Origin of the sequence: Neobacillus sp. DY30, assembly GCF_030123065.1 — a bacterium.
Classification (GTDB): Bacteria; Bacillota; Bacilli; order Bacillales; family Cytobacillaceae; genus Neobacillus.
In genome coordinates, this window is sequence record NZ_CP126093.1 from 5,466,449 (window position 1) to 5,493,392 (window position 26,944).

A 26,944-nucleotide genomic window follows, 5' to 3' on the forward strand; every position below is an offset into this window, starting at 1 on the left:
TGTCTAAGCGATGACGTAACCATCCATCAAACTTCAACAAATCTTACCCCATTTGTTACTTCACTGATTGCTTCTTTCATGATCATAACCATGGCTCTCAGGTCATCCCTTGTACTAACGAGCGGAGGCATAAACACAATGACATCACCCAATGATCTTGTTAGCATACCTAGCTCTCTCATTTTCAGGGTAACCTGAAAACCTACTCGTTTTTCAGCAGGATAAGGCTCCTTTGTTTCCTTTGAGTGAACAAGCTCGATTCCACACATAAAACCAAGTTGTCTGATGTCTCCTACGTGTGGGAGTGATTGCAGCTCATTAAGGAGTAAATGAAGGTACTCTGAATTGTTGGCTACCTGTTCTACGATTTTTTCAGATTCAAACAAACGTAAATTTTCAAGTGCAACGGCACATCCTAGCTGATTTCCCGTATAAGAATGACCATGGAACAACGTTTTTAACTTTTGATAGTCATCATAAAATGCCATGTAGATTTCCTCGGTTGTTAATGTAGCAGCAATGGGCAAATAGCCTCCTGTAATTCCTTTCCCGATTGCCATAATGTCTGGCTGGACACTTTCATGTTCACATGCAAACATTTTTCCGGTGCGGCCAAAACCCGTTGCCACTTCATCTACAATCAGTAAGACACCATATTTTGTACAAAGCTCACGTACACCGGTCAAAAACCCTTCTGGCATCCTAATTATGCCTCCTGCTCCTTGGACAATCGATTCAATTGTAAGTGCAGCGATTTCTCGATGATTTTCAATCAGTAACTGTTCAAGCGTATTTAAACATTCATCGCGGCACTGGGCCGGATCACCACTCTCAAAACGATATACATAAGGAATGGGTGCCTTACAACTCTCAAACATTAATGGGCCGTATACTTGATGGTATAGCGCAATCGAACCGACACTTACAGCACCAATCGTATCGCCATGGTAGCCATTTTGCATGGAGATAAATTTTTGTTTCTCTGGCTTACCGATGTTCTTCCAATATTGAAAAGCCATCTTAAGAGCAATTTCCATCGCTTCTGCTCCACTATCTGAATAAAAGACACGTGTCAGCTTTTCAGGACTTATTTTAATTAGTTTTTCAGCAAGCTCTGTTGCTGGCACATTGGTCATACCCAATAAGGTTGAGTGCGCAATTTTTCCAAGTTGTTTTGTAATTGCGTCATCTAATTCCTTTTTTCTGTGTCCATGTACATTAAGCCAAACAGAAGAAAAGCCATCGTAATATTCCTTACCATCAATGTCTTTCACTTTAATTCCTTTTCCACTCTCAATAATCAAAGGATTTTCATCGTAATCTTTCATTTGCGTGAAAGGCAGCCAAAGATGCTTTTTACTTTTTTCAATTAATTCTTGTGTCATTTTCTTCCTCCCATTGTATGAAGACGGGCTGTTTTTCTAAGTAGTGTATGTATGAATTCGGATTTCTTAAGCAATCAACAAAAAAAATCCGACAGCCTCGTTCATCTCCGTATTCTTTTAGCTTAGTAATCCGTTGATAGCCTAGCCTTTTAGTTGCAACATACCCTGTTATGTATTCAGGATCATCTGACCAACATAATTCCGCGACAGTAGCTGGATGCTCACATACCTTTGTTGCAAGGACTAGTGCCTCCTTAATTCTGGAGTTTTTAGGCATCTTGTAGTAGTCAGCCCATTTTTCAAAATTAGTGTTCAACCAGTCCATTCTGGAAACACGCACGCCTTTATCATTCCGATCATCAAAACGTTCACCTGAATGAACATCAATTAATATAGCACCCCTAATTATTGAATATTCAGTCATATGTTGATAGGCTTTTTCAATAACCTGCCTTTTGATGCCAGCCTTCTCCAAAAGCTTTCTACACAATTCTTGTCCCATATCTACTGATTCCACTATATTTGTCGCAACCTGTAATGGCTTTATAAGTTTAATAGGCTCTTCAATCAATTCAAATTGAATCTGCATAAAATCCGGATTTCCTCTTGAATGATGTATACCTTTTTCCAGTAAATCATTCACTGCTTGTTTCATATGGCTATAGGTTGATAGTAGTTCCCCGCCAGATATATGCTTTCCCCCATGTTCATGTGATCCATTCTTGGCAGCTCTCATTCTAACGCTATAATACTTTTCGGCTTCCATACCATCTGTCCTCTTCCTGGTAATTTAATTAAAATAATTCCAATATTTTACCACAAACCTCCTATATGTTAACCAAATTATAAAATACGTTAACATATAGGATGTTAATAGTGTTCATTAATTCTGTCAATTCATTTGTGTTTTTTATCTTAGGAATCTGCTAGTCCTTTCAGTTATTTCTGAGTCTATGTAATTTAGAACAAAGTATCTTCATCGTGATCTTCTTTAAGAAGAAAGCTATCAACTAATTCTTTAAAGTTGTTTTCAACCAATTTTTTAAACTGGAATTACTCTATATAACTCAAAAAAGATAAAAAAAGAGGCTGACTCAAAAGGAAGTTGAATAACAACTCTTTTTAAGTCAGTCTTTTTGTATTGTTTCAATCCGACTGGACTCTCCGCACGCTATTGGAAAAGTACCTAGTGCAAATCATTGTTACCTTGTTCGGTGAAAAAATCAATGTGATGAACGGGAATTCCTCGATTATGTTATAATTTAGAAGGTTTGTTCTTTTGAGAGGAGTTGCTTTTTTGGAGTTTTTAGAATCTAAAGCAAATACAAAATCAACTTATATATATCTTTTTATCGTGGGGATTGTCCTTATTGCCTTTAATCTCCGACCAGCGATTACATCCCTCGGACCGTTGGTGGGTATGATTCAGGAGGACGTGGGACTTGCCCATTGGAGTGCAGGTTTATTGATGAGTTTACCCTTAGTGGTTTTCGCGGTCATGTCTCCGCTCGTTCCTAAAATAGCAAATAGGCTTACAAACGAATTGACTTTAATTATTGGTTTACTATCGCTTTTCATCGGTATTACCATACGGTCAATCCCGATGACTTTTTTCCTTTTCACCGGAACACTTTTGGCTGGATTGGGGATTGCAATTGGAAATGTTCTGCTGCCGGCTGTTGTGAAGGATAAGTTTCCAGAAAAATTCGGGTTAATGACTAGTGTTTATTCAACATCTATGGGATTAATCGCATCTCTAGCATCAGGAATTAGTGTTCCATTAGCAATGGATTTACACCTAGGATGGCAGGGAGCCCAAATTGTCTGGGCGATCCCGGTGGTAGTAGCAATTCTGGTGTGGGTCCCCCTTCGTAAGTATAATTTAAGGGATTCTGGCAGTATACAACAGAGGGACCGTTCAGCCTCTAATAGAATGTGGCGTACACCGCTAGCATGGCAAATTGCTATTTTTATGGGATTTCAGTCCTTTTTATTTTATGTAACCATTTCATGGCTTCCTGAAATCTTACAAAGTCATGGACTGAGTATGGGAACAGCAGGTTGGCTGCTTTCCTTTACTCAATTGGTAGGATTGCCCGCTAGTTTCTTCATTCCAGTTCTCGCAGGACGTGCTCAATCACAAGTTTGGATTGCATTCATGTTAGGGTTGTGCTCAATTGTCGGTTATAGTGGGTTGCTGTTAGGCACAAGCTTTCCCATTTTAATTGTAAGTATTGCTTTAATCGGTTTCGCATTGGGTGGCGCCTTTCCGTTGGCACTAAGCTATATTGGTCTTCGCGCGCGGAATGCCAACCAGGCAGCAGAGTTATCTGGAATGGCGCAATCTACCGGTTACATCCTTGCAGCAATAGGGCCATTGGTTATTGGCTATTTATATGATATGGCGCATTTGTGGACAGTCCCACTCATAACTCTTATTGCCGTTTCAGTGATGGTTATGATTTTTGGAATGCTGTCTGGTCGCAATAGGTATGTATAAAATACAAAATGAAACGATTCGCGTGGAGGCGAATCGTTTTCTTGTTAATTAGATGAAAATGCAAAAAAACCGAAGGAATAATCCTTCGGTCCTAATGAAAATGACATTAATTTTTTAAGTCAATTTCAACAACAGCTTCTTCTACAGTTACTGCTTCTTCTTCTTCAACTACTTCCGTTTCTTCTGTTTCCGTTTCAACTTCAACTGTTTCTTCATCAGCAACAACTTCTTCTGCAGCCTCTTCAGATTCAACTTCAGTTTCTACTTCAACTGTTTCTTCAGCAGATACTTCTTCAGTGATTTCTTCAGCTACTGCAAGGACAGCCGAATTATCTGCTGCATGCGCCTTAGCAGTTTCGCTTGCTTTTACACTTGCGTTAGACTTTGCTTTATTTGCTGCAGATGGGTTTAACTTTTCTTCCTCTTCTTCAACAACTTCAGCTTCTTCGTCATCTTTAGTTTTAACGATTGCGTCTGTTTCAAAATCGATGTTTTGTGATTCTTCATCCTCATCTTCTTCATCTTCAGTTCTTACAGCTGAGTCAGATTCAGTATCTGTATCTTCTTTTGCCGCGTTATCCTCATCTTCCGTTTTCGCAGCTACATCGTTATCAACGTCAACTGCTTCTTTCGATTCAGAATCTGCATCTACGTTCGTTTCCTCAGTTGCAACTTCGGGTTCAAGTTCAATGACAGGTGTTGTTTCCTCAACCTGTACTTCTTCCTTTACTTCCTTTTCCACAACCACATCTTCAGCTTTTTCTCCCTTACCATGAACAGCTGAATTAGCTGCTGCATGCATTTTTGCTGTTTCACTTGCATGTACGCTCGCCTGCGACTTACTAGCCTGTTCTTTATTAGGCTTCACGTCATCCTTTGCCTTCACAGCGGGTGCTGCCGGAACAACTGGCTTAACATTCACATTAGCCTTTACATGATTGGATGGTTTCACTTGAACTGTTTTTTCAGCTTTAGCATGATCTGGACCTGCTGCTAGTGTAAATTGACCTCCAGCAAAAATTCCAAACGATAATGCTCCTGCCAGTACGAAAGATTTAGCAACTTTATTAGGGTTTAAGTAATGTTTCATTTTTTAATTCGCTCCTTTTATTATCATGATCCGTGGCTTTTAGCTGCGGGTGACATTGGGTAATAAAGGAGCTGCCTGCGGCGGTGGTGATGGCGGAGCATTCACCCATTGAGTATTCATTAAGGCTTGCCGGGAAAGGTACGGCTGGACAAGTTTGATATCAAAAGAATGATTCCATTCAAACCATTTATCCAAAAAGCTAACATTATTTACCCCATGATTAACCCGATCATTTGCTTGACCCCCTGAAGTGCTGCTTCTCTGTATTTGATTCAGCACTTGGTTCACCTTAGGTATCTCTTCCTTGCTGTCAGGATCTTTCTTCGGCTCCTGTACAACAGATTTTGATGTTGTAATGTCTAAGTCTTCATCCTGCAAATAGACACTATTATTTACTTTACGGTTAGTATCTTGGATAGAATTTTTAGGATTCAGCTTTTCTACTGTACGATTTACCCGGATAGCCTCTTTTTGTTTAGGGACATTGTCCTGAACCACCTTCTTAGCCTTCTTTACCTCAGGCTTTGCGTTTTCATTTGCCTGCTCTGGCAAACTTTTTTTCAACACAGACTGATTTGGTGTTATTTGGGTTGGGACCTGTTTTGCTTGTATTTGGTTATCACGAGCATGTTCCGGAATCGTCTTGCTCTGCGATTTCGCCTCTTCAGACTTTGCTGGTTCTGTAATGGTTATAGGTTCTGATTTAGGTGCCGGTATTGGTATTGCAGCGTGTTCCGGAATCGAAGTTGGAGCTTGTCCCTTTTGAGGACGAAGTTCATTCTTCTCAGCAAAAGCATTGTCTGGAAAAAACATCGCCGCACCAACTAGCAGAGCTGCTATAAAATATTGGCGGAAGTGCACATTTTCACCCCCTTTCCATGAATCTTTTCGTTCAAGGACAAGATTCGAGTCAGAGGGTCATTTTTTGTCGTTTAACCTTAAAAACAATTCTTTTCTCCCAATTCCCCCTGCTATTATGGGTAATTTTTAACACTAGTAATAATAAAAAACCCAACGTAATATCCTATACGTTGGGCTTGTTAATAGATAATTGAACTATTTATTCCCTAAGCTTCTTTGGAAATAATTTTACTCTTTGAAGGGACTGCTTGTTTCTTTTTTGCTGAAATGATCTTTAGTTCATTTGTCAGCCCTTTATAGGTAGAATAACACATAAATAACATAAGAATGGCTAATGGTATGGATGTTGCGACGAGTGCTGACTGTAGGCCCGATAAACCACCCGTCATAATTAAGACAGCGGAAACTGCTGCGATGACAACACCCCAAATGATTTTGGTTGTATTAGTAGGATTAGGATTACCATTTTCACTAATCATCCCAAGTACAAAAATGGCCGAATCCGCAGAGGTAATGAAGAAAATAAGCACAAGGATCATGGCTAAAACACTTAAAAATGTACTCATTGGGAAGTGCTCAAAAAATTTAAACAGGGCAGATGTGACGTCTGCAGAAACAGCCTCTGCGATTGCTGTTTGACCTTGATTTTGGATAAGATCTAGCGCCGAGCCTCCCATAACGGCAAACCATAAAAAGGAACCAAGAACAGGAATAAAAATAGCCCCCATCATAAATTCTTTGATCGTTCTCCCTTTCGAAATCCTCGCCACAAAACTTCCTACCAGCGGTGCCCAAGCGATCCACCAGCCAAAATAGAAGAGTGTCCAGCTTCCAATCCATGAATCATCACTATATGGCTCGAGTCTGAATGACATACTGATAAAGTTTTGCGCATAATCACCCACGCCTTGGAAGAAGATCTTTAAGATTGATTGCGTTGGTCCAAGTAGGAGCATAAAAGCTAATAGAAGAAACGCTAACACCATATTCAGATTGGATAAATGTTTCATACCGCTTTGCAGCCCTGAAACCGTTGAGCCAAGATAAAGTACGGTTACGACAGCAATGATGGTTACTTGAGAGAGAAAACCAACTGGAATTCCCCAAAGATAATTCATCCCGCTATTCACTTGTAAGGTTCCAAAGCCTAGGGACGTAGCAATTCCAATAACAATTGAAAGGATAACAATGATATCAATAAACTTTCCGAATCTGCCTTTAATTTTGTCTCCTAATAGTGGGTGAAAAACGGAACTCAAGGAAGCGGGCAATTTTTTTCTAAATTGGAAGAATGCTAGAGAAACTCCTACAACGCCATAGCATGCCCAGGCAGAAACACCCCAGTGCAGATAGACAAATTGCATAGCGAGCTTTGCTGATTCCTCGGAGGATGCCTTTCCGAACGGAGGATCAATATAGTAGGATAGTGGTTCGGCAACTCCCCAAAACACAAGACTAATCCCGATGGAAGCACTGAAAAGCATGGCAATCCACGTACTCGTTTTAAATTCAGGGCGATCAGAATCATCACCTAATCGAATATGTCCAAACTTCGAAATCCCAATATACATACAAAAAGAAAAGAAGATAAAAACACTGCCGAGAATAAACCAGCCTAAATTATTATAAATAAAACTTAGAGATGAGTTGGAGAAATTCTCTAACTGCTTTGGTGCAAATATACCAACACTGATTAAAGCTAAACTAATAGCTAACGAGACATAGAATACGGTTCTCTTACCGTTCATACCAACACTCCTTTTTAATAGATTCAAAATGTAAGCGATTACTAAGGTGGATAAAAAAACACATATATTATTTCAGGAATATTGTGAATTTTTAAGTCAATATGATACCACATGAAGGAAAGCTCCTTCATATGATACCATACATTTTTTTACACGTTTAACCTATTTGAAGAAACAGTTGAAGCAATAATTTCAATAATCCTGTCGGCTACTTCACTCGTAGAAGATGTTCCATTCATATCTGGTGTAAGGACTTGGCCTTCTACCAAAAGCTGCTGAATGGCCTCAAGTACTAGTTTTCCATATTCTTCATAGCCGAAAAAGTCGAGCATTTGACTTGCGGACCAAATCGTGGCTAATGGATTCGCGATACCTCGTCCCGCGATATCAGGTGCAGAACCATGTATCGGCTCAAACATCGATGGATAGTCTCTTTCAGGGTTAATATTGGCCCCTGCAGCTAGTCCAATTCCACCGGCAATGGCTGCACCTAAATCAGTCAAAATATCACCAAACAAGTTAGAGGTGACCACAACTTCAAATCGCTTCGGATCTTTGATCATCAGCATGGCGGCGGCGTCGACAAGGTATGAAGCGGTTTTCACTTCAGGATATTCGGCACTCACTTCTTCAAAAACCTGATCCCAAAAGACCATCGAATAATTCAATGCGTTTCCTTTCGATATACTTGTCAGGGTTCTTCCTTCTTTTTTTGCCGTTTCAAAGGCATAACGAATAATTCGCTCTGTTCCCTTTCTAGAAAAGACACTGTTTTGTAACACCACTTCGTGATCTTGCCCTTTAAACAGCCAATCACCAGCCCCGGAATATTCACCTTCGCTGTTTTCACGGATGAAAAGCATATTGATATCTTCCCGTTTGACATCCTGTAAAGCAGTTTTTGCGCCTTTTAATAATGTCACCGGGCGTATATTTACATATTGATCAAAGCTTTTTCTGATTTTCAGCAATAAATCCCATAACGAGATATGGTCGGGGACACCAGGAAAACCAACTGCCCCCAAATAGATTGCGTCAAACGCTTTAAGTTGCTCGATCCCATCATCATCCATCATTTTTCCATGCTTGGTGTAAAATTCACAACCCCACGGAAAATAAGTGAAATCAAATTGAAAGGTTGAATCGATTTCAGCCACTTTATTTAATACTTTAATCCCCTCGTCAATCACTTCGGGTCCGACACCATCACCGGCAATAACAGCAATTTTTAGTTTTTTCATGACGATTACTCCCTTTTATTCAGCTATCAGCTATGATTCCAGACGACTAATTTCATTTCCGTCATTTCTTCTACTGCATACTTAATGCCTTCACGGCCAGTACCGCTTTCTTTTACTCCGCCGTATGGCATTTGATCAACACGATAGGTGGGAACATCATTTATAATAACACCGCCAACGTGTAATTCCTGTGAGGCAAAAAGAGCATTTTTCACACTATTTGTATAAATGCCAGCCTGGAGTCCAAAGCGGGAGTGATTTACCTCTTTAACCGCTTCCTCTACTGACCTTACTTTGTTCACAACAACAACCGGTGCAAAGGCTTCCTGACAAGATACCTTTAAATCGTGGTCCGCATCCGTAATAATCGTTGGCTCCAGAATACCGTCCTTCAGCTTTCCGCCGGCCGCGATGTTTGCTGTACTACCTTCTGTTTCCTCAATCCAGCCTAATACACGCTCTGCTTCCCCTTTTGAAATTAACGCTGAAATATAGGTTTCTGGATCGAATGGGTCACCAATTTTCAATTGCTTTGTCGCTGCTGTGAATTTCGTTACAAATTCTTCATAAACCTCTTCGTGGGCATAAACGCGCTGTAAAGAAATACATACTTGACCTTGGTTAGAAAAAGCTCCCATAATACAGCGGTCGATAATTTCATCAATCTTAATGTCTTTATCAATAATTAACGCTGAATTTGAACCAAGCTCCAATGTTGTCTTTTTTAGTCCAGCTTTATTGCGGATACCAATTCCTACACCCGGGCTCCCCGTAAAGGTAATCATATTCACTCGGTCATCTTCCACAATCGCTTCGCCTACTGTACCGCCAGGACCCGTCACAACATTTAATACGCCGGCTGGAAGACCTGCCTCTTCAAAGAGTTCAGCAATAAAGAGGGCGGAAAGCGGTGTCTGTGAAGCAGGCTTTAAGACCATAGTGTTTCCTGCCGCAATCGCCGGACCTACTTTATGTGCGACTAGATTCATAGGAAAGTTAAATGGCGTGATCGCTCCGATTACTCCAATCGGTTCTCTTACCGTATATCCGAAACGGCCAACCCCGCCAGCTGCTGCATCGAAAGGAATGGTTTCTCCATGAATTCGTTTTGCTTCTTCCGCTGCAAACTTATACGTTTCAATCGTTCTTGCTACCTCTGCTTTGGAGAACATAATTGGTTTTGCCGATTCACGTGTAATGATTTCTGCCGCTTCCTCTGCTTTTTCTTTTAAAAGAGCAACAACTTTTTCCAAAATCTCTGCCCGCCTATAGGCCGGCATTTTCGCCATTACTTCACGTGCGTTGTAGGCAGCCTCAATAGCTTTTGCAGTAAGCGCTTTATCTGCCATCGCAATTTGGGCAATTTCCTCTCCTGAATAGGGGGAGAAGAGTGGAGCGTATTTCGCTGTTTCTATTTTTTCACCATTGATCATTAGGAACTGTTTCGCAGACTGTAATTCACTCACATTTTTACTCATTGAGGGCCTCCAATACCATTTCATGAAATTGTAATATCGCTTTTTCTGATGATGAATATCTTCCTTTATTAAATGCACGGGAACGGAAACCAATTTGCTCCAGCTCCACAAGTTCGATATCTTCCTGACGAACTTGTTCTGCAAATGCCACTAAGTCTTTTTCGTCTTGCGTCAAGTTTTCATCCCGGAAATAATAGGTATAAACAGCCAAAGATGTTTCGTGATCAATCGGAATCATTTGAATCGTAGCCATATTACCAGGTCCCGGGTAAATCGTTACCATTAAATTTGGCCACAGCCAGTAGAATGAACCGCCTTGCATTTCGGCTTCATCTAGATTTACCTCTCCATATTTTTTATCTGGTTTCACAATCGTACCTTGAATCGAATAATTGTCACAGGTGATGATTTGATAGTTATTCATATCCAGGGCTGCAACGAAACCTGGATGGGCAACATGGCAATGGTCACACTCCAAGTAGTTGTCAATATACGCTTTCCAGTTTGCTTTTACAACACGCGTTCTTTGGTGAGTTCTTTTTAACTCACTTAAGAATGGGAACTTGCTCAATTTTTCAAAGAAATCGCCATATGACTCGCTTAACGGTTTTGCATTATCATCAAGATTTACAAAAATTAATGATTCCATAATCCCGATGCGAACAGATCGTAAACAAGCATCCTTCACACAAGCCGCATCTTCTCCTCGAAAGTTAGGAGCTTTATTCAACTGACCATCCAGCTTGAAGGTCCATCCATGATAGCCGCATTGAAGAATTTTCTTGTTTCCAGCCTCTGTTCTTTCAAGCTTTGTCGCACGATGCGGACAAACATTATAAAATGCACGTATTACTTCATCTTTTCCGCGGTTTACAATAATCGGCTCTCCTGCTACATCAACTGTAAAAAAGTCCCCTGGCTTTTCTACTTGACTGACATGACCCACAAGCTGCCATGATTTTGAGAAAACAACATCCATTTCTTTTTCTAACACTTTAGGGTCTGTATATTTGTCATATGGTAATGTTCTTTCGAATGTACGGTTCGTTGCGTTTTGTACTTTGTTATAAGCCATTATTTTCTCCCCCATAAATGAATAAAATTTTTTCTAACTAGAAACAGCTGAAGCACTTTTGTCTTTTTTCTCCATCATGCTCGTACTATGAATCGGCTGCACTTTTGAAGTTGGATCAAGGTAGACCTTTGCATTACTTACCGCAGTCGGTGCTTCACCGAAACCACTCGCAATAAGCTTCACTTTTCCTTTATAGGTGCAAATATCCCCAGCAGCATAAATCCCTTTGATAGACGTTTCCATTTGGGAATTGACCACGATTGAATTTTTTTCAATTTCCAAGCCCCACTCTTTTATTGGGCCGATGGATGAGACAAATCCGTAATTGACAAGGACATCATCCACTTCAATTTCAAGCTGCCCGCCGCTATTGGCTTCAGTTAAAACGACCTTTTCTACCTTGTTTTCTCCAATTAGTTCGATGGGTACATACGGTGTTAAAATCTCTACTTTAGACTTTTTCAATAATTCAACACTGTGTTCATGCGCACGGAACGCATCTCTTCGATGAATTAATGAGACCTTTTCCGCTATCGGTTCTAGCATTAATGCCCAATCAACCGCAGAGTCGCCGCCGCCAAATACGACGACTTTTCGCCCGGCAAATCGGTTCATATCCTGAACAGAATAGTGAAGGTTAACATTTGCAAATTTGTCTTCACCATTTAATTTCAGCTTCCGCGGCTGGAAGGCACCATTTCCGGCAGTAATAATGACTGCTTTCGTATAATGAGTTTCTTTGTTCGTTAAGATGGCAAATGACTGATCCCCAAGACGGGTGATACTCTCCACTGATTCCTCTAAGCAAACGGCCGGTTTAAACTGATTCATCTGCTCAATTAAATTGTCGATAAGCTCACCTGCTCTCACCTTTGGGAGCCCTGCAATATCATAAATATATTTTTCAGGGTACAAAGCGGACAGCTGTCCACCTAATTGAGGCAGACTTTCAATGATTTTCACCGAAGCTTGGCGCATACCCGCATAAAATGCGGTAAACAAACCAACCGGTCCTCCTCCGATAATGGTAATATCAAACGTTTCTAGTTGTTCCCCCATATCCTGCCTCCCTATTGTTTTTTATGGAAAACCTGTACAGTTCACCAAGTAAACAAAATAATGAGTGACTCATTCTTTTCTAATGCAAGTACTGTGCCAATGTTGTAAACCCATGAAACTTACGTAAAAGTAGTAAAAATATGCTGAATATTACAAAATAATGAGTTAAAATGAACTCATTAGTACATTACCTCGAACCAAAAATAACTCACTTTTATAAAGAGAGGGCTTTTTCATGAAAATAACTACTCACACAGGCAATGTAGAAATGACTGTACAAACGCTATTAAAAATTCTTGATCACTCATCTGACGAAATCTTCGTCCTTGATGGCGAAAAGCGAATTCTGTATGTCAATCAGGTTTGTGAGAAGCACTACGGGCTGAAACCTACAGATGTCATTGGAAAATTTAATGTCGAACTGTTTGAAAAAGGGTATTGGAAGCCTTCGATTGTACCGGAGGTTTATAGAAGAAAAGAACCATGCTATATGAGGCAGGTAACAAATATTGGGGCAGAGTTAATGACATCTGCAGTCCCAATATTAAATGATAAAAAGGAAATTGAGCTTGTCGTTATTACCTCAACTCAGGTACAAACCATTAAAATGATGAGAGCAAAGGAAGAAAAAGATGAGTCAAAATCCACTCATGAGTCGGAATCCGAAGCTCGAATTGTGACAAATAGCGGTAAGATTAAAGGAATCTTAGAATTTTGTAAAAAGGTAGCTCCGACAGATTCCAATATTCTTATTCTCGGGGAGTCTGGAACAGGAAAAAGCGTACTAGCTGAATATATCCATAAAATAAGCAATCGTAATAAAGGACCCTTCCTAGCCATCAACTGTGCGGCCATCCCCGAAGAGTTATTAGAATCAGAGCTGTTTGGCTATTCAAAAGGTGCCTTTACCGGTGCAAGCACATTGGGGAAACAAGGGCTAATCGAAGCCGCAAATGGCGGGACAATATTTTTAGATGAGATTGGGGAAATGCCTCTAACGGTGCAGGCAAAACTCCTGCAGGTCATTCAGGAAAAACAGTTTATCCCTGTCGGAAGCAATAAGATTAAAAAAGTCGACATCCGAGTCATGGCCGCAACAAATAAAAACTTAGCCGTTATGGTAAAAGACAAAGAATTCCGGGAAGATTTATTTTACCGTTTGAATGTGATTGATATTTATTTACCCCCGCTATCCGAAAGAAAGGAAGATATCATTCCGCTTATTTACAACTTTTTAAATAAATTCAATCAAAAATATAATGAAAATAAAGTGATCTCCCAAGAATGCCTAAACGTTCTTCTTCATTATTCATGGCCAGGAAATATCCGTCAGCTTGAAAATTTAATGGAACGTTTAGTGATTGTCAGCGATTCTATTATTCAACTCTCTGATTTACCAGATATAATCCATGACAATGTGGGACAAGTTACCCAACTCGCTCTTCCTACCTCATTGGATAAAGCTCTTGATGAAACGAAAAGGATATTTGTCAGAAGATCTTATCAAACTCACAAATCCTCTAGAAAGGTGGCAAACGACCTCGGCATCAGTCAAACAAAAGCCTCAAGTCTGATTAGAAAATATTGCTCAGATTTGGTAAGTGGTTGAGAAAAGAAATGGTTTAAACAAACGCCTGCTCTATTACGAGAACTGAGGGTCAGTCCCTTACTGGTTTAAACCCTTGAAGCAGCATAGGCTAACCAATAAAAAAAGACGATCCGGGGGAAGGAATCGTCTCTTTGTATACCTGATGGTTAGGCTGCTGCTTTATTTTTTTCAGTATAAGTCTTTGTTGTTTTGCGGATGAATGGAACCACCCAGCGATCTAAACCATATTTACCTGCGTTGAAGCCTGCTGCTAAGATGATAAAGCCTAAGAAAATATCTGTTGGATTATGAGACACTGTTCCTGCTAAGAAGAAAGAGAAGTTCATCACTAGACCGAAGAACGCTGCTGCAGTTGTTAAACATCCAAGCATAAGTCCTAAGCCGATTAGTGTTTCGCCCCAAGGAACGATGAAGTTGAATACATCAATGTTTGGCAGTGCAAAGCTTTCTAAGAAGTTCACGTACCAGCTGTAAACCATGTTGCCATCTGGGCCTTTTACAGGATTTGCTACTGCATTTTTAAGGTAACCGGAAGCGTCGAATCCTCCTGTGATTTTACCAAGACCAGCTGTGAACCAAGCGTAACCAAGATATAAACGAATGATTGTTAAAATTGCTGCTGAGATTTTATGTTCTCTTAAAAAGTGGTTAAACATAAGTCATTCCGCCTTTCAAAATTTGTTTGCTCTTTATACTTACACTATATTGGATTTTTACAGTTATTAACATGGGTATAGTGTTAAGTTCACAGTTTGTTTGAAATGTTATGACGGAATGTTGAACAGCCAGCGATGACCGTTAAAATTATGATTTTGCAAAAATAGTTTTATCAAGGATATTGGATTAAGGACGAATCCTTATTGGCAGCTCATGCGATTTGTCCTCAAGACCCCCGATTGGGGACGAATCCTTATTGGCAGCTCATCCGATTTGGCCTCAAGACCCCCGTTTGAGGACAAATCCCTCCTAGCGGCTCGTACGATTTGGCTTCAAGACCCCCGTTTGAGGACGAATCCTTCTTGGCGGCTCGTGCGATTTGGCCTCAAGACCACCGATTGAGGACGAATCCTTATTGGCAGCTCATGCGATTTGTCCTCAAGACCCCCGTTTGAGGACGAATCCTTCCCAGCAGCTCATCCGATTTGGCCTCAAGACCCCCGTTTGAGGACAAATCCTTCCCAGCAGCTCATCCGATTTGGCCTCAAGACCCCCGTTTGAGGACAAATCCCTCCTAGCGGCTCGTACGATTTGGCTTCAAGACCCCCGTTTGAGGACGAATCCTTCTTGGCGGCTCGTGCGATTTGTCCTCAAGACCCCCGATTGAGGACAAATCCTTCCCAGCAGCTCATCCGATTTGGCCTCAAGACCACCGTTTGAGGACAAATCCCTCCTAGTGGCTCGTACGATTTGGCCTCAAGACCACCGATTGAGGACAAATCTTTCCCAGCATCTCGTGCGATTTGGCCTCAAGACCACCGATTGAGGACAAATCCCTCCTAGCGGCTCGTACGATTTGGCCTCAAGACCACCGATTGAGAACCTGGGTGCCTGTCACCAATCATTCGATGAATAACGGCCGCCTTTTTGGATGAATTCTACGAACTGGGAGACGCCGATTTTATTGAAGCGTTGTTGTTTTTTTACTAGCCACAGGTTTCTGGAAATGGTGACTCCATCAATTTCTACTTCTCGTAATAGTCCAAGCTTTAGCTCTCTAGCAACTGTTAGTCTTGGCAGAATACTGATCCCTAGTCCTGCTTCGACGGCACTTTTGATTGCCTGCGTACTGCCTAGTTCCATATAGCTTTCCATTTTTTCTACTATCCCATGTTCTCTTAAGGAGTTCTCCACAATCAGTCGTGTTCCAGATCCAGATTCCCGCCAAATCATCCGTTCATGAATCAGCTCTTCAATCTGGATTTGTTCTTCCCATACATGTTCCGGTGAACAAACAACAATGAGTTCATCGTCAGCAAATTTCTCAACGATAAATTCCTTATTCTCAACCAGTCCTTCAACCAGGGCCATGTCGATGACATCATTCGATAAGTCTTCCAAAACACCTGGCGTGTTTTTTATAGTTAACGTCACTTTTATATCGGGTGTTTGTTTTTTATAACGCCCTAATAAGCTTGGCAATAAATACTCGCCGATTGTAAAGGAGGCACCGACATGAAGGTTTGTGTGATACTCCCCCATAGCCTGTTTGATGCTTTCCTTTGAACGATGAAAATCATGAACAATGGATTTGGCAAACGGATATAACATTTTCCCAGCACCTGTTACCTTCAGCTTCCCATCACTTCGGTCGAATAATAACGCACCATAAAAATTTTCCAGCTGGTGAATCTGTCTTGTTACAGCAGGCTGAGAGACATAGCTTAATCTTGCAGCCTGGCTAATACTTCCTTCGTCTACGACTAAACAAAACATTTGCAGACTCTCTATATTCAAAAAACTCAACCTCCACAAAACAACTATCTTCTCTAGTATTATATTCCACAGGCTATACGTTTTAGTTATAGCCTATAAATTTATTGCAATTTACCGTTCAAGTCTGGTCTGATACCCTAAGTATATAGTTTCATATTCCCACAGAGGAAGGGATAAACATGAAGGAACGTTGGAAAACACTGATAGAAATTTTTTGGACCTTTTTCAAAATAAGCCCTGTTACGTTTGGAGGGGGCTTTGCCATGGTCCCTCTCATCGAAAGAGAAATAGTAGAAAAACGAAAATGGCTGGACAGCGAGGAAGTGGCAGATGTGTTTGCTTTATCGCAAACCATACCCGGATCGGTTGCCATTAACTCGGCCACTTTTATTGGATATCGAATTGGCGGAGTAAAAGGAGCACTAGCCGCCATGATCGGGGTTTCGCTTCCCACTTTTTTAATCGTTCTCGCTTTAGGAGCAGCCTACCTTTTCATTCATGATCATCCAAAGATAGAAGCTGCCTTTGTATCGATAAGAATCACGATTGTAGCAATTATCATCTATGCAGCCATCAAAATCGCCAAAACGGCCATTGTGGACAAAACCACCTTCTGCATCATGCTTGCAGGGGTTCCGCTGCTGTTTTTTGTCCATCCGACAGTTGCAATCCCTCTCGGAGCCTTAACGGGTGTAGTGGCCGTCTTTTTAAAGAAGAAAATGGGCTACAAACATAAGAAGAAAAATGATCATGCCACGGACCCTGATTATTTTATGGGGGCTGGAATCTAAGAACAAGGAGGGAAAAGTATGGTGTTATGGGAGCTTTTCCGTACATTTTTTTTCATGGGGTTTTTCTCCTTTGGAGGAGGATACGCGATGATGCCCTTTATCAATGCAGCGGTTACGAAATATGGCTGGATGTCCTCTGAACAGTTGACCAATATGATCGCTATTGCCGGTATGTCCCCTGGTCCAATCGCTGCTAATAGTGCCATTCTAATAGGCTATTCAACAGCTGGGATCATCGGCGCCATTCTAGCTGCTGTTGCCATCTTGCTTCCCTCTGTGATTTTAGTCCTAATTGCAGCTGCCTTTTTTGTAAAATGGCATCACCACCCCTTGGCAGCAGCCATGTTATATGGGTTAAAGCCGCTTGTGACGAGTTTAATTATCTTCGCCGCGATAAGTTTTGCAAAGTCCAATCACCTTGCTGCCTTCGATATTTTCTTTCGTTCTATAAGCTTATGGCTTATCTTTGTACTATCCTTATTCGCCTTACTAAAACTTCGTTGGAACCCCATCTATGTGATTGTCCTTTCTGGGCTAATAGGAATAACACTCTATTCATAAGAAAAATAGCCGGTTTCTTGTTGAAACCGGCCTTCTTACTAGTTTAAGAAGATACGAAGCTATTATTTTTTTTAACCTTATCAAACCAGGAGCTGGCTGATTCTTTCAAAACGACATTCAGTTCTTCAATATTCTTTTTGCCCAAGACTTGTAACCATTCACGGCCAGCTTGTTCTCCACCAGAACCAAAAGGGGCAACACCGTCTTTCCAGGTTGCACGCCCGCATAACACGCCATTAAAGCTGGAACCAGATTTTTTAGCAAATTTCAATGTCTGCTGAAATAGTTCAGCACTTACGCCGGCACTTAAAAAAATAAACGGCAGCTCTGTTGCTTCACTTTGCTCTTTAAAAAACGCTGCAGCTTCTTCCTGACTATAGACAGTTTCACCTTCTGTGTAACCTTCGACAAAGTTCATATTCACAGGAACTTCTACTTTCAAAACATCGACATGGTACTGCGGTTTGGAAAATTCCTTCATGGCCTCAATCACCTTGTGCGGCTTCACTTTGGCATACTCTTTACTTTTTACATCCTCATTTTCGGCATCATAGGATACGATTTCCAAGAAAAATGGAATATCTTCAGCGACGCACTCCGATCCTACCCGTTCCATATAAACATGTTTATACTCATTAATTTCCTCGTTCTCATCCACATCATAGTACAGTAAAAACTTAACGGCATCGGCCCCAGCCTCTTTCAGTCGTTTCACAGACCATTCTGGTAATAAATCAGGCAGGCGGCCCACGGCTGTAGCGTCATAACCTGTCTTTTCATAGGCCACTAATAAGCCAGCGTCTTTGCTGCGGACTTTAGCCGCCGGGAGTCCATATTCTGGATCTAATAGAATCGCAGTTGAATAGGGCGTTAGTTCCTCTGAAACCAATTTCTTAAAGGTGATGATACCTTCGTCACCAATTGGATTCGCATTTCCCGCTGCGATCATTTTTTTCAATGACCCGCGTTGATCAATCGCTAAAGCTCCTATTACACCATTTTCATCGGATAAACGCTTTAGAGCTGCTAGTTTATTTTTTGTTAATTCTCTCATCGGTATTCCCCCTATCAATCTATTCTTTCAACGATTACCAAATCAAAATACTGATCAAACTTGGTCATGTTTATTGAACCTGTTCCAGCTTCCATCGTATTGAGCATCCCCGTAGTCATAGCTGTTTTAAGAACATTTTCGACAGGCTGATTCCGATTCAGAGCCACCGCTAACCCTGCAACTGTGGCATCTCCAGAACCCACCGGATTCACCACATCTATTTTGGGGATGGTAATCCGGTAGTCATCAGCACCATGCCTTACAAAGGCACCATACTTACCCATCGAGACGACAATCCACTTAATCCCTTTAAATAACTTATGATCCAAAGCATGTTTCAAACTGCTTATCCTGCCATCTACTTCCATACCGAGCAGCTGAGACAATTCCTCTGTATTCGGCTTAATTGCCAATGGTTTTTCTGTATGTAACAAGGCTTTCCTTAACGGTTCACCAGAGGTGTCCAATAGCACGGGAACTCCCTTTTTCTTACTCATCGTTAACATTTGTTGATAAAAATCAGCTGCCAGTCCCTTCGGTAAGCTGCCTGAAATCGTTACAAAGGAAACATTAGACAAAAGGTCATTAAATTTTCCTAAAAAATCTTCCCCCTCTTCTTTCGTTAAGGTTGGCCCGGATTCTAGTATTTCCGTTTGCCTGCCTTCATGAAGAATGGCGATACAATTTCTCGATTCTTTGTCTATTTTTAAAAAGTCATTGGGAATATTGCTTTTTTTTAATTCTTGAACGATATATTCGCCAATTGTTCCCCCGAGTACACCAGTTGCCAGGACTTCTTCATTCATTTGTGCAAGTACGCGGGCAACATTCAAGCCTTTACCACCGGCAGTTTTTCGAGCATTTTCCACACGATTCACATCATCTAACTTGAATTCATGAAGGTGATAGGAAATATCAACGGATGGATTCATCGTGACAGCTAAAATCATTTCACTCCCTCCTTCTGTACTTGATAACGGCAAACACCATCAAGGTACGTTGCAATTAACTCCAAATCAGGATTCAACACAATAAAGTCAGCAGCATACCCCTCAGCAATCTTCCCGCATTCGCAATCCATCCCAATACTTTTAGCGGGAGCTGTACTCGCCATATAGATCGCTTCCTCCGGTGTTGCAATCCCCCATTCGACGACATTTTTAACGGCATTCTTTAATTGCAAAATACTGCCTGCTAGACTGCCGCCTGGTATTCGAGCAGTCCCGCCTTTAACCTCTACAGGAAATTCCCCTAGCTGATAGTTTCCTTCCGGCATGCCGCCAGCCATCATACAATCAGTCACCAGCAGGGTTCGGTCTCTGCCTCGGGCATTCATTAAGATGTTTGCGGCGGCGGGATGAACATGGTGTCCATCACAAATGATTTCGGCAAAAACATCTTTTAGATTCATCGCAGCACCAGCCATCCCCGGCTCGCGATGGTGAAGTGGACTCATTCCATTGAAAGTATGAACAAAAATAGATGCTCCTTTTGCGACAGCCTCTTTTGCTTCTTCATACGTTGCATCACTATGTGCTAACGCCACTGCAATCTCTTCGCGGGCGGCATATTCAATAAATTCCGCTGCACCCTTTCTTTCAGGTGCAATCGCAATTTTTTTAATCAATTGGTTGGATTGTTTCTGCCATTTTTTAATTTTTTCAATCGAAGGATCACAAAAATAGTTCGTGTTTTGCGCCCCTTTATGTGTTTCGGTAAAAAACGGCCCTTCTAAAAAGATCCCTTTAATTTTTGCTCCACTGACATGCCTGTACTGGGCCCCAATCATTTCAACGACAGTATTTAACGCTTCTGTTGATGAGGTTAAGGTTGTCGGTAAAAAGGATGTTACTCCGCAAGAGAGGAGCCCTTCAGAAATCTGATTAAGTCCTTCAAAATCATTGTCCATAATATCGTGATTTTGAAATCCATGAATATGTGTGTCGACTAACCCTGGGGCAATCCAGTGTCCCGCATAATCAATGATTCCTGCTGCATCAGCTGGTCTATTTTTCAAGAATTGACAGAATTTTCCGTCTTTTATTTCCATAAAACCAGGGCCTGCGACTGTCTCCCCAAGAAAAAACTTATCTGCAAAGATAAAATTTCCCATCCATAATTCCCCTAACAAGTTACTGATATTCGTAAATCGTTACACCTTTAACAACCCGATTCACCGTTCCTGTCGGAGATGGGGTATCCGGCGTATTACCAACCTTTATTGAAGCCAGCAAAGAAATCGTTTGCCCGATCATGACAAAAGGTAATGCTAAGTATGCATCTGGTATGGACTTGGCCTCGCTGCCGAATGAAAACGTGTGCCCATCATAATTAGTTTCTCCATCCACCGAGATGGCACAAATACAGCTGGCAATGTTATCTCGCTGTATTTCTTTTAAAATATCTAAATCATATTTACGCGTATAAGGATGGTTAGAAACAAATACAAAAACCAATGAATTTTCATTGACAAAGGATTTAGGCCCATGGCGGAATCCCAAAGGTGAATCATAGGCGGTGACAATTTTTCCAGCGGTTAACTCTAATATTTTTAATTGAGCTTCTCTTGCTAATCCCTCTAAACTGCCAGAGCCTAGGTAAATGATTCGGTCAAAATGAAGATCGATCATTTCTTGAATGGATTCTTCTCTTCGAATGACACTTTCACCCATTTGACGAAGGATTTCCACTATCTCCCCTTTCTCTTCCACCAACAAAGGATCAAAAACAAGTAAGGCTGTTAACGCCATGCAAGTATAACTACCGGTCATGGCAAATCCCTGATCATTCGATTTCTCAGGCATTAATAGCAATAAATGGTTCTCGTCACAGTCTGCCAGTTGTGCTAATTTACCATCTTTTGCACATGTAATCGTTAACTGATACAAATCTGTTACGATTTGCTCCGCTAGTTGTACGGCAGCAACACTTTCCGGGCTATTGCCACTTCTAGCAAACGAAACCAGTAATGTTGGAAAATCTGACTTTAAAAACTGGTAGGGATTTGACACCAAATCAGTTGTCGGAATGCTTAATAATTCCCACTGCTTTTCATCCACTTTTCCTTTTAGATAGGGCGTAACAGTTTCACCGACATATGCAGATGTTCCTGCACCTGTAAAAATGACTCGAACTCGGGAATGCTTCATTGATAGTTTAAGGAAAAACTCTTCAATCTCCCTGCTTTTATCCGTATACAAGTCATAGGTTTCACCCCATAAATCAGGCTGTTGTTTTATTTCTGCCGTTGTGACCGATGCACCTAATGGCACTAATTTTTCACTGCTTAATGTAAACATAACCACTCACTCCTCATTAGATTTTTTCAAATACGCGTAATCCTGCACCAACAACCCCATTATTTTGAGCCAGTGTACTGATGCTCATTTGGTCTAATAGATGCTGCTGTTCAGAAATTTGATAGGTTTCTAGCTTTTCTTTGATTAACTCAAGCAGAAAAGGATTATTCACGATGACACTGCCGCCAAACACCATTTTGTGCGGGTCTAGTAAACAAGAAATGGAATAGAGTCCTTGAGCTAAATGGTCGGCTACATCATGGACGATGGACTGAAATTCCTGTGATCCGTTTACATATCCAGTAAAGACATCCTTGGCTGGAATTCCCGCTATTTTCTGGATCCCTGGGCCGGCAGCGATTTTTTCCAGCCGCTTATTGCCCTCTTTTGAAAGAACCGGAATCAACCCCAGTTCACCAGCAAATCCAGCTCCTCTCAAAAAGGAACCATTATGGATAATCGAACAGGATATTCCTGTACTGATCGTCACGTAAACAAAGGTTTCATTCTTTTTTCCTTGTGCCGCTTTCCACTCAGCAAATGCGGCCATATAGACATCATTGTCAATGGTGATTGGTTTAGCGCCAAATCGCTCCTGTAAACGTGCAGCAATCGGAAACTCCTGCCAGGGCAAATTGTTTTGAAAAATAGCGATACCGTTCTCTGTATCAACCTTTCCTGGTACCCCGACGCCGATCCCTTCAATCTCTGACAACGATGTTCCTTCAAGAACTTGTTCTACTGCTGTTACGACTTGTTTAAACATACTTTCACGGCCGGAAGGATCACTTTTCACTTCCTGACGGTCAAGCAATTCTCCTGATTCGGTAATGATTCCCGCTGCAATCTTTGTCCCGCCGATATCAATTCCGATTGCTTTTTTCATTTACACGCACCTCTAACTTATGAATGTTTCGTTGAAAGAAGTAAGTCACAACACTTCTTAAACTTTCTCCCGCTGCCACAAAGGCAATAATCGTTCCTATCGGGCTTCCTATGTCCTGAATGCAGATGATTCCAAAGCCATTGTCGTTTTATATTTTCTGCAAGCCTTTCCATTCTTTCATGTGCATAATCATAGATTTGGAGATAACTATCGCAAAAATAATCCGGCTGGATGGCATCATCCTTTTTCCGATTTCTCGGGCAGCCTCCATGGCATAACTTCAAATACTTACAGCTCTTACACTTATCTGGCAAGTTGGGCTTTAATCGAAGAAACTCAGAATAGATCGGACTAATTAACAAATCCGAAAGGGCATCTTCCCCAACATTCCCCAGCTTATACTCGTCATTGATATAAAAGTCACAAGGATAAGCATCTCCGTTTTGTTCAAGGAACCCACTTTCATTTGGATGGGTTGTTGGTACAAGTTGTCTTTTTAAAAAACTCATAGACACGAGACTATGAGTTTTTTTAATATCATTTATTCAGAATCGAAATGGCAGTAATCATCCTGTCATTCAAAACGAAACTTTCATTTTTATTAATGTTAATTTTACAACACAAAACTTGTTGGGTCAACCCAACAAAATAGAACTTTTTTATTTTTTTGCCTGTTATATACTGGTCTATTTATTTTCCACCTGTTACGGCAATTCCTTCGATAAATTGTTTTTGCAAAATGATAAATAAAATCAGCATTGGCAGGATAGCTAAGAAGGAACCTGCCATCAGAATCGGATAATTGGTTAAATATTGACCTTGCAGTGATGACAATCCGACAGAAAGGGTCATCGATTCCGGAGAACTATTCACAATCATCGGCCACATTAATTCATTCCAGCTCCAAAGAGTAGTGAAAATCCCCAATGCAACTAATCCGGGTTTGGCGAGAGGAAGCATAATCTTCCAGTAGATTTGGAAATGGTTACAGCCATCGAGCCTGGCTGCTTCTTCCAGTTCTTTTGGAAGCCCCATAAAGAATTGACGCAGCAAGAACGTTCCGAAAGCGCTAAACAATCCAGGGACAATGACCGCTTGCAATGTATTCAACCACCCTAATTTCACCATAATCATATATTGCGGGAGTAAAAACACTTGGCCAGGAACCATTAGCACAGATAACGCGAGCATAAACAAAATATTCCTGCCAGGAAATTCAATCCGGGCAAAGGCATAAGCAGCTAACGAACAGAGAAACAACTGCCCTGCCGTTCGTAAAATAGTAACAATAAAGGTATTATACATAAATTCGAAAAAAGGCAGCAGTCCAAAGACCTCTTTGTAATTCCCCCATTGAAAATCCTCAGGAATAATCACAGGCGGGACATGAATAGACTCAGCATAGGTTTTTAATGAGGTTAAGATCATCCATAAGAAAGGTAAGACCATTGCCACCGATCCTACTATAAGGACAAAATGGATAAGGAATGTTTTATTTTTCAAAAGCTGTTTCGATCTTTCCAATGATTATCCCTCCTTTAGTCATAATGAACCCACTTCTTCTGTAAGACCATCTGAATCGCTGTGATGATTAAAATAACAGCTAATAAAAGAACTGCGATGGCTGCAGCGTATCCCTTATCATTTAATACAAACGCATGCTGATAGAATAAATAAACAATCGATTGTGTATTTTCGAGCGCTGTACTGCTTTTTCCAATCATCATGAAAATTAAATCAAACACTTGAAATGCCCCAATGAGCGACATAATGCTTACAAAGAAAATGACCGGAGAAAGCAGTGGCAGTGTGATTTTAAAGAACACTCTGATGGGTCCGGCTCCATCCATTTCCGCAGCTTCGTAATAGGTCTTCGGAATTCCTTGAAGCCCCGAGAGGAAAATGACCATGTTATAACCTATTCCACTCCAGATTGCTACCACAATAATCGAATATAAAGCAATTTTCGGATCACTCACCCACTGAGGTCCCTTAATTCCGATTAATGATAATAGATAATTTAGCAGTCCGTAATCGGAATTATAAAGCCATTTCCAAACCATTGCGATCGCAGCCGGCATGGTAATAACCGGCAAGAAATACAATGTCCGATAAACAGATTTCCCTTTAATATTCTGGTTCAGGAGCACAGCTATTAAAATAGATAAGAAAATTCCAATTGGAACAGTAAAAATAATATAGATCGTTGTATTCTTGAACGATTTTAATAGATTGGTATCATCAAGCATCCGCTTATAATTATCTAACCCCGTCCACTCGTACTGTCCAAATGCTCCCCATTCGGTGAAACTAAAGTAAAAGGTCTGAATGATTGGCCACAGGTAAAAAATAACCAAGCCTAACATGAGAGGAGTAACCATGAGATAAGCCCAAAAGTAATCCGATCGTTTCCTTGTCTTCGCTAAATTAGAAACCTTAAATTTTTTATTCGCTTTCACTTCAACCTCTAGAGGAAGTTCCTTCACTATATTCCCTCCTTTTTAGAAAAAAGAAGAGAAGAAACAAATTCTTCTCTTCAATTTTTCTATTTCTTTGATAAAGCCTCATTTGCCTTTTTCGTCAACTCTTTTACCGCTTCTTCCACACTTTCTTCTTCACTCCAAGCTTTCTTAAGAACATCTATTTCATACTGCCAGATTTCCCCAGTACTTTTCACACTAGGCAGTGGAACAGAGTATTCAACACCATCAATATAGGCTTGAAGGTTTAAAGTTGGAACTGCTTGAATCCAAGCTTCTTGTGTACCATTATAAGCAGGAATAACGGTTCCTGTTTTCGCAAACACTTCCGCTGCTTCTTTGGAGCCCAGGAACTGGACAAACTTCCAAGCCGCATCCTTGTGCTTTGTATTTGCTGCAATGACATTCGATAACCCATGAATAGCTACCGCGCGCTGTTTTCCTTTTGGCACAACAGCAACGTCTAAATCAGGATTTTGCTTATACTCTGGAACCATCCAAGGTCCATCGAACATCATCGCTACTTTACCTGAAGCGAAGAGTTCAGAAGCAGCAGTCTCCGTCATTTGCGCTTGGGTTGGCGATAAACCTTCTTTTATAAAGCTAATATTGTATTTAAGTGCCTCAATCGCCTCAGGTTGGTCAAAGCCTACAGATTTGCCATCTTCGGAAATAATATAACCGCCATTTTGCCAAATGAAATCATAATATCCGCCTTGGTTGCCCATTGTAGCTGCATAGCCCCAAATACCCTTATCCTTATTTGTCAGCTTTGCAGCAACCTCCTTTAACTTGGCCCAATCCCAAGTCTCATCTGGATATGGCACACCTGCTTCATCAAAGATTTTTTTGTTATACCATAAGCCTGTTGTATCAAAATCTTTTGGAATACCGTATACTTTTCCATTAACTGTATAAAGATCAATTAATGATTCCGGATAATTTTCTAAGCTAAAGTTATCTTCCTTTGCAAGCTCACTAAGCGGGAGAATAACCTTCCCTTCCGCATATTGCTCAACATGTGCGCCATTCATCCACATAACATCTGGCAAGGCGCCCCCAGTGGCAGCTGTTTCAAGCTTTTGGAAATACTGACCATACGGAGTTAGCTCTGTTTTCACTTTAATGTTCGGATTCTTTTCGTTAAATAACGTAATGATTTCTTCTATAGCAGGGACTTGCTTCTTATCCCAAAAACCATATGTGATTTCCACTTTTTCATCTTTTGTATTACCTGAAGTTGTATCACTATCACTGCATCCAGCTAACCCAAATCCCAAAATGACAGTTAAAAGCATGAATAGCCACTTTTTCATCCTATTTCCCTTCTTTCATATAATGTTTAGTAGATTACTAGCGAAATACTTTTAGTACTAGAATTCCCCTTTGATAGC

The 26,944-nt window shown here is 40.9% G+C and carries 24 protein-coding genes; 4 read left to right on the forward strand and 20 right to left on the reverse strand.

What is annotated here, in order from left to right:
- Nucleotides 1–26: 26 nt before the first annotated feature.
- Nucleotides 27–1,385 carry an adenosylmethionine--8-amino-7-oxononanoate transaminase gene (gene bioA / locus QNH29_RS26990; protein ID WP_283862336.1) on the reverse strand — a complete coding sequence of 453 codons (1,359 nt, stop codon included), beginning with the start codon at nucleotides 1,383–1,385 and terminating at the stop codon, nucleotides 27–29.
- On the reverse strand, nucleotides 1,366–2,151 hold the full coding sequence (gene bioW, locus QNH29_RS26995) for a 6-carboxyhexanoate--CoA ligase (protein WP_283862337.1): 786 nt from the start codon (nucleotides 2,149–2,151) through the stop codon (nucleotides 1,366–1,368). Before bioW ends, bioA begins: the two co-directional genes overlap by 20 nt.
- 531 nt (nucleotides 2,152–2,682) lie before the next feature.
- On the opposite strand from bioW, the gene QNH29_RS27000 reads away from it, so the two are divergent.
- Nucleotides 2,683–3,885 (forward strand): CynX/NimT family MFS transporter, encoded by a 1,203-nt coding sequence (locus tag QNH29_RS27000; RefSeq protein ID WP_283862338.1) that lies wholly within the window; start codon nucleotides 2,683–2,685, stop codon nucleotides 3,883–3,885.
- 106 nt (nucleotides 3,886–3,991) lie between these two features.
- On the opposite strand, the gene QNH29_RS27005 is transcribed toward QNH29_RS27000, so the two are convergent.
- The 7 genes from QNH29_RS27005 to QNH29_RS27035 all read right to left on the reverse strand — a co-directional run bounded on the left by QNH29_RS27005 (nucleotide 3,992) and on the right by QNH29_RS27035 (nucleotide 12,437).
- On the reverse strand, nucleotides 3,992–4,975 hold the full coding sequence (locus QNH29_RS27005) for a hypothetical protein (protein ID WP_283862339.1): 984 nt from the start codon (nucleotides 4,973–4,975) through the stop codon (nucleotides 3,992–3,994).
- 39 nt (nucleotides 4,976–5,014) lie between these two features.
- Nucleotides 5,015–5,836, reverse strand: coding sequence for a hypothetical protein (locus QNH29_RS27010; protein ID WP_283862340.1), 822 nt, complete (start codon nucleotides 5,834–5,836; stop codon nucleotides 5,015–5,017).
- 206 nt (nucleotides 5,837–6,042) lie between these two features.
- Nucleotides 6,043–7,584 carry a BCCT family transporter gene (locus QNH29_RS27015; protein ID WP_283862341.1) on the reverse strand — a complete coding sequence of 514 codons (1,542 nt, stop codon included), beginning with the start codon at nucleotides 7,582–7,584 and terminating at the stop codon, nucleotides 6,043–6,045.
- Nucleotides 7,585–7,733: 149 nt separating this feature from the next.
- Entirely contained in the window at nucleotides 7,734–8,825 is a 1,092-nt protein-coding gene (locus QNH29_RS27020) for a tartrate dehydrogenase (protein WP_283862342.1), read from the reverse strand.
- A 26-nt stretch (nucleotides 8,826–8,851) separates the two neighbouring features.
- Complete coding sequence (locus tag QNH29_RS27025; protein ID WP_283862343.1) at nucleotides 8,852–10,303, reverse strand: aldehyde dehydrogenase family protein; 1,452 nt, start codon at nucleotides 10,301–10,303, stop codon at nucleotides 8,852–8,854.
- On the reverse strand, nucleotides 10,296–11,378 hold the full coding sequence (locus QNH29_RS27030) for an aromatic ring-hydroxylating oxygenase subunit alpha (RefSeq protein WP_283862344.1): 1,083 nt from the start codon (nucleotides 11,376–11,378) through the stop codon (nucleotides 10,296–10,298). Before QNH29_RS27030 ends, QNH29_RS27025 begins: the two co-directional genes overlap by 8 nt.
- Nucleotides 11,379–11,411: 33 nt before the next feature.
- Nucleotides 11,412–12,437, reverse strand: coding sequence for an NAD(P)/FAD-dependent oxidoreductase (locus QNH29_RS27035; RefSeq protein WP_283862345.1), 1,026 nt, complete (start codon nucleotides 12,435–12,437; stop codon nucleotides 11,412–11,414).
- A 235-nt stretch (nucleotides 12,438–12,672) separates the two neighbouring features.
- Between QNH29_RS27035 and QNH29_RS27040 the strand changes: the two genes are divergently transcribed.
- On the forward strand, nucleotides 12,673–14,046 hold the full coding sequence (locus tag QNH29_RS27040; protein WP_283862346.1) for a sigma-54 interaction domain-containing protein: 1,374 nt from the start codon (nucleotides 12,673–12,675) through the stop codon (nucleotides 14,044–14,046).
- Between the two features lie 146 nt (nucleotides 14,047–14,192).
- On the opposite strand, the gene QNH29_RS27045 is transcribed toward QNH29_RS27040, so the two are convergent.
- Nucleotides 14,193–14,702, reverse strand: a complete 510-nt coding sequence (locus QNH29_RS27045) for a DoxX family protein (protein WP_283862347.1) — start codon at nucleotides 14,700–14,702, stop codon at nucleotides 14,193–14,195.
- Between the two features lie 895 nt (nucleotides 14,703–15,597).
- Entirely contained in the window at nucleotides 15,598–16,500 is a 903-nt protein-coding gene (locus QNH29_RS27050; protein WP_283862348.1) for a LysR family transcriptional regulator, read from the reverse strand.
- 158 nt (nucleotides 16,501–16,658) lie between these two features.
- On the opposite strand from QNH29_RS27050, the gene QNH29_RS27055 reads away from it, so the two are divergent.
- Nucleotides 16,659–17,270 (forward strand): chromate transporter, encoded by a 612-nt coding sequence (locus QNH29_RS27055; RefSeq protein WP_283862349.1) that lies wholly within the window; start codon nucleotides 16,659–16,661, stop codon nucleotides 17,268–17,270.
- 18 nt (nucleotides 17,271–17,288) lie between these two features.
- Nucleotides 17,289–17,831: a chromate transporter gene (locus tag QNH29_RS27060; RefSeq protein WP_283862350.1), complete on the forward strand. Its 543-nt coding sequence runs from the start codon at nucleotides 17,289–17,291 to the stop codon at nucleotides 17,829–17,831.
- Nucleotides 17,832–17,874: 43 nt separating this feature from the next.
- On the opposite strand, the gene lacD is transcribed toward QNH29_RS27060, so the two are convergent.
- The 9 genes from lacD to QNH29_RS27105 all read right to left on the reverse strand — a co-directional run bounded on the left by lacD (nucleotide 17,875) and on the right by QNH29_RS27105 (nucleotide 26,866).
- Nucleotides 17,875–18,885, reverse strand: a complete 1,011-nt coding sequence (gene lacD / locus QNH29_RS27065) for a tagatose-bisphosphate aldolase (protein WP_283862351.1) — start codon at nucleotides 18,883–18,885, stop codon at nucleotides 17,875–17,877.
- Between the two features lie 14 nt (nucleotides 18,886–18,899).
- Entirely contained in the window at nucleotides 18,900–19,835 is a 936-nt protein-coding gene (gene lacC, locus QNH29_RS27070; RefSeq protein ID WP_283862352.1) for a tagatose-6-phosphate kinase, read from the reverse strand.
- Nucleotides 19,832–20,998, reverse strand: a complete 1,167-nt coding sequence (gene nagA, locus QNH29_RS27075) for an N-acetylglucosamine-6-phosphate deacetylase (RefSeq protein ID WP_283862353.1) — start codon at nucleotides 20,996–20,998, stop codon at nucleotides 19,832–19,834. Before nagA ends, lacC begins: the two co-directional genes overlap by 4 nt.
- A 19-nt stretch (nucleotides 20,999–21,017) precedes the next feature.
- Nucleotides 21,018–22,184, reverse strand: a complete 1,167-nt coding sequence (locus tag QNH29_RS27080; protein ID WP_283862354.1) for an SIS domain-containing protein — start codon at nucleotides 22,182–22,184, stop codon at nucleotides 21,018–21,020.
- 16 nt (nucleotides 22,185–22,200) lie between these two features.
- A complete protein-coding gene (locus QNH29_RS27085; protein WP_283862355.1) occupies nucleotides 22,201–23,070 on the reverse strand; it encodes an ROK family protein in 870 nt (289 codons plus the stop codon).
- 17 nt (nucleotides 23,071–23,087) lie between these two features.
- Nucleotides 23,088–23,579, reverse strand: a complete 492-nt coding sequence (locus tag QNH29_RS27090; protein WP_283862356.1) for an SPASM domain-containing protein — start codon at nucleotides 23,577–23,579, stop codon at nucleotides 23,088–23,090.
- 181 nt (nucleotides 23,580–23,760) lie between these two features.
- On the reverse strand, nucleotides 23,761–24,519 hold the full coding sequence (locus QNH29_RS27095) for a carbohydrate ABC transporter permease (protein WP_235847186.1): 759 nt from the start codon (nucleotides 24,517–24,519) through the stop codon (nucleotides 23,761–23,763).
- A gap of 89 nt (nucleotides 24,520–24,608) precedes the next feature.
- Nucleotides 24,609–25,529 carry a carbohydrate ABC transporter permease gene (locus QNH29_RS27100; protein WP_283865759.1) on the reverse strand — a complete coding sequence of 307 codons (921 nt, stop codon included), beginning with the start codon at nucleotides 25,527–25,529 and terminating at the stop codon, nucleotides 24,609–24,611.
- 86 nt (nucleotides 25,530–25,615) lie between these two features.
- Nucleotides 25,616–26,866 (reverse strand): ABC transporter substrate-binding protein, encoded by a 1,251-nt coding sequence (locus QNH29_RS27105; RefSeq protein ID WP_283862357.1) that lies wholly within the window; start codon nucleotides 26,864–26,866, stop codon nucleotides 25,616–25,618.
- Nucleotides 26,867–26,944: the final 78 nt, after the last annotated feature.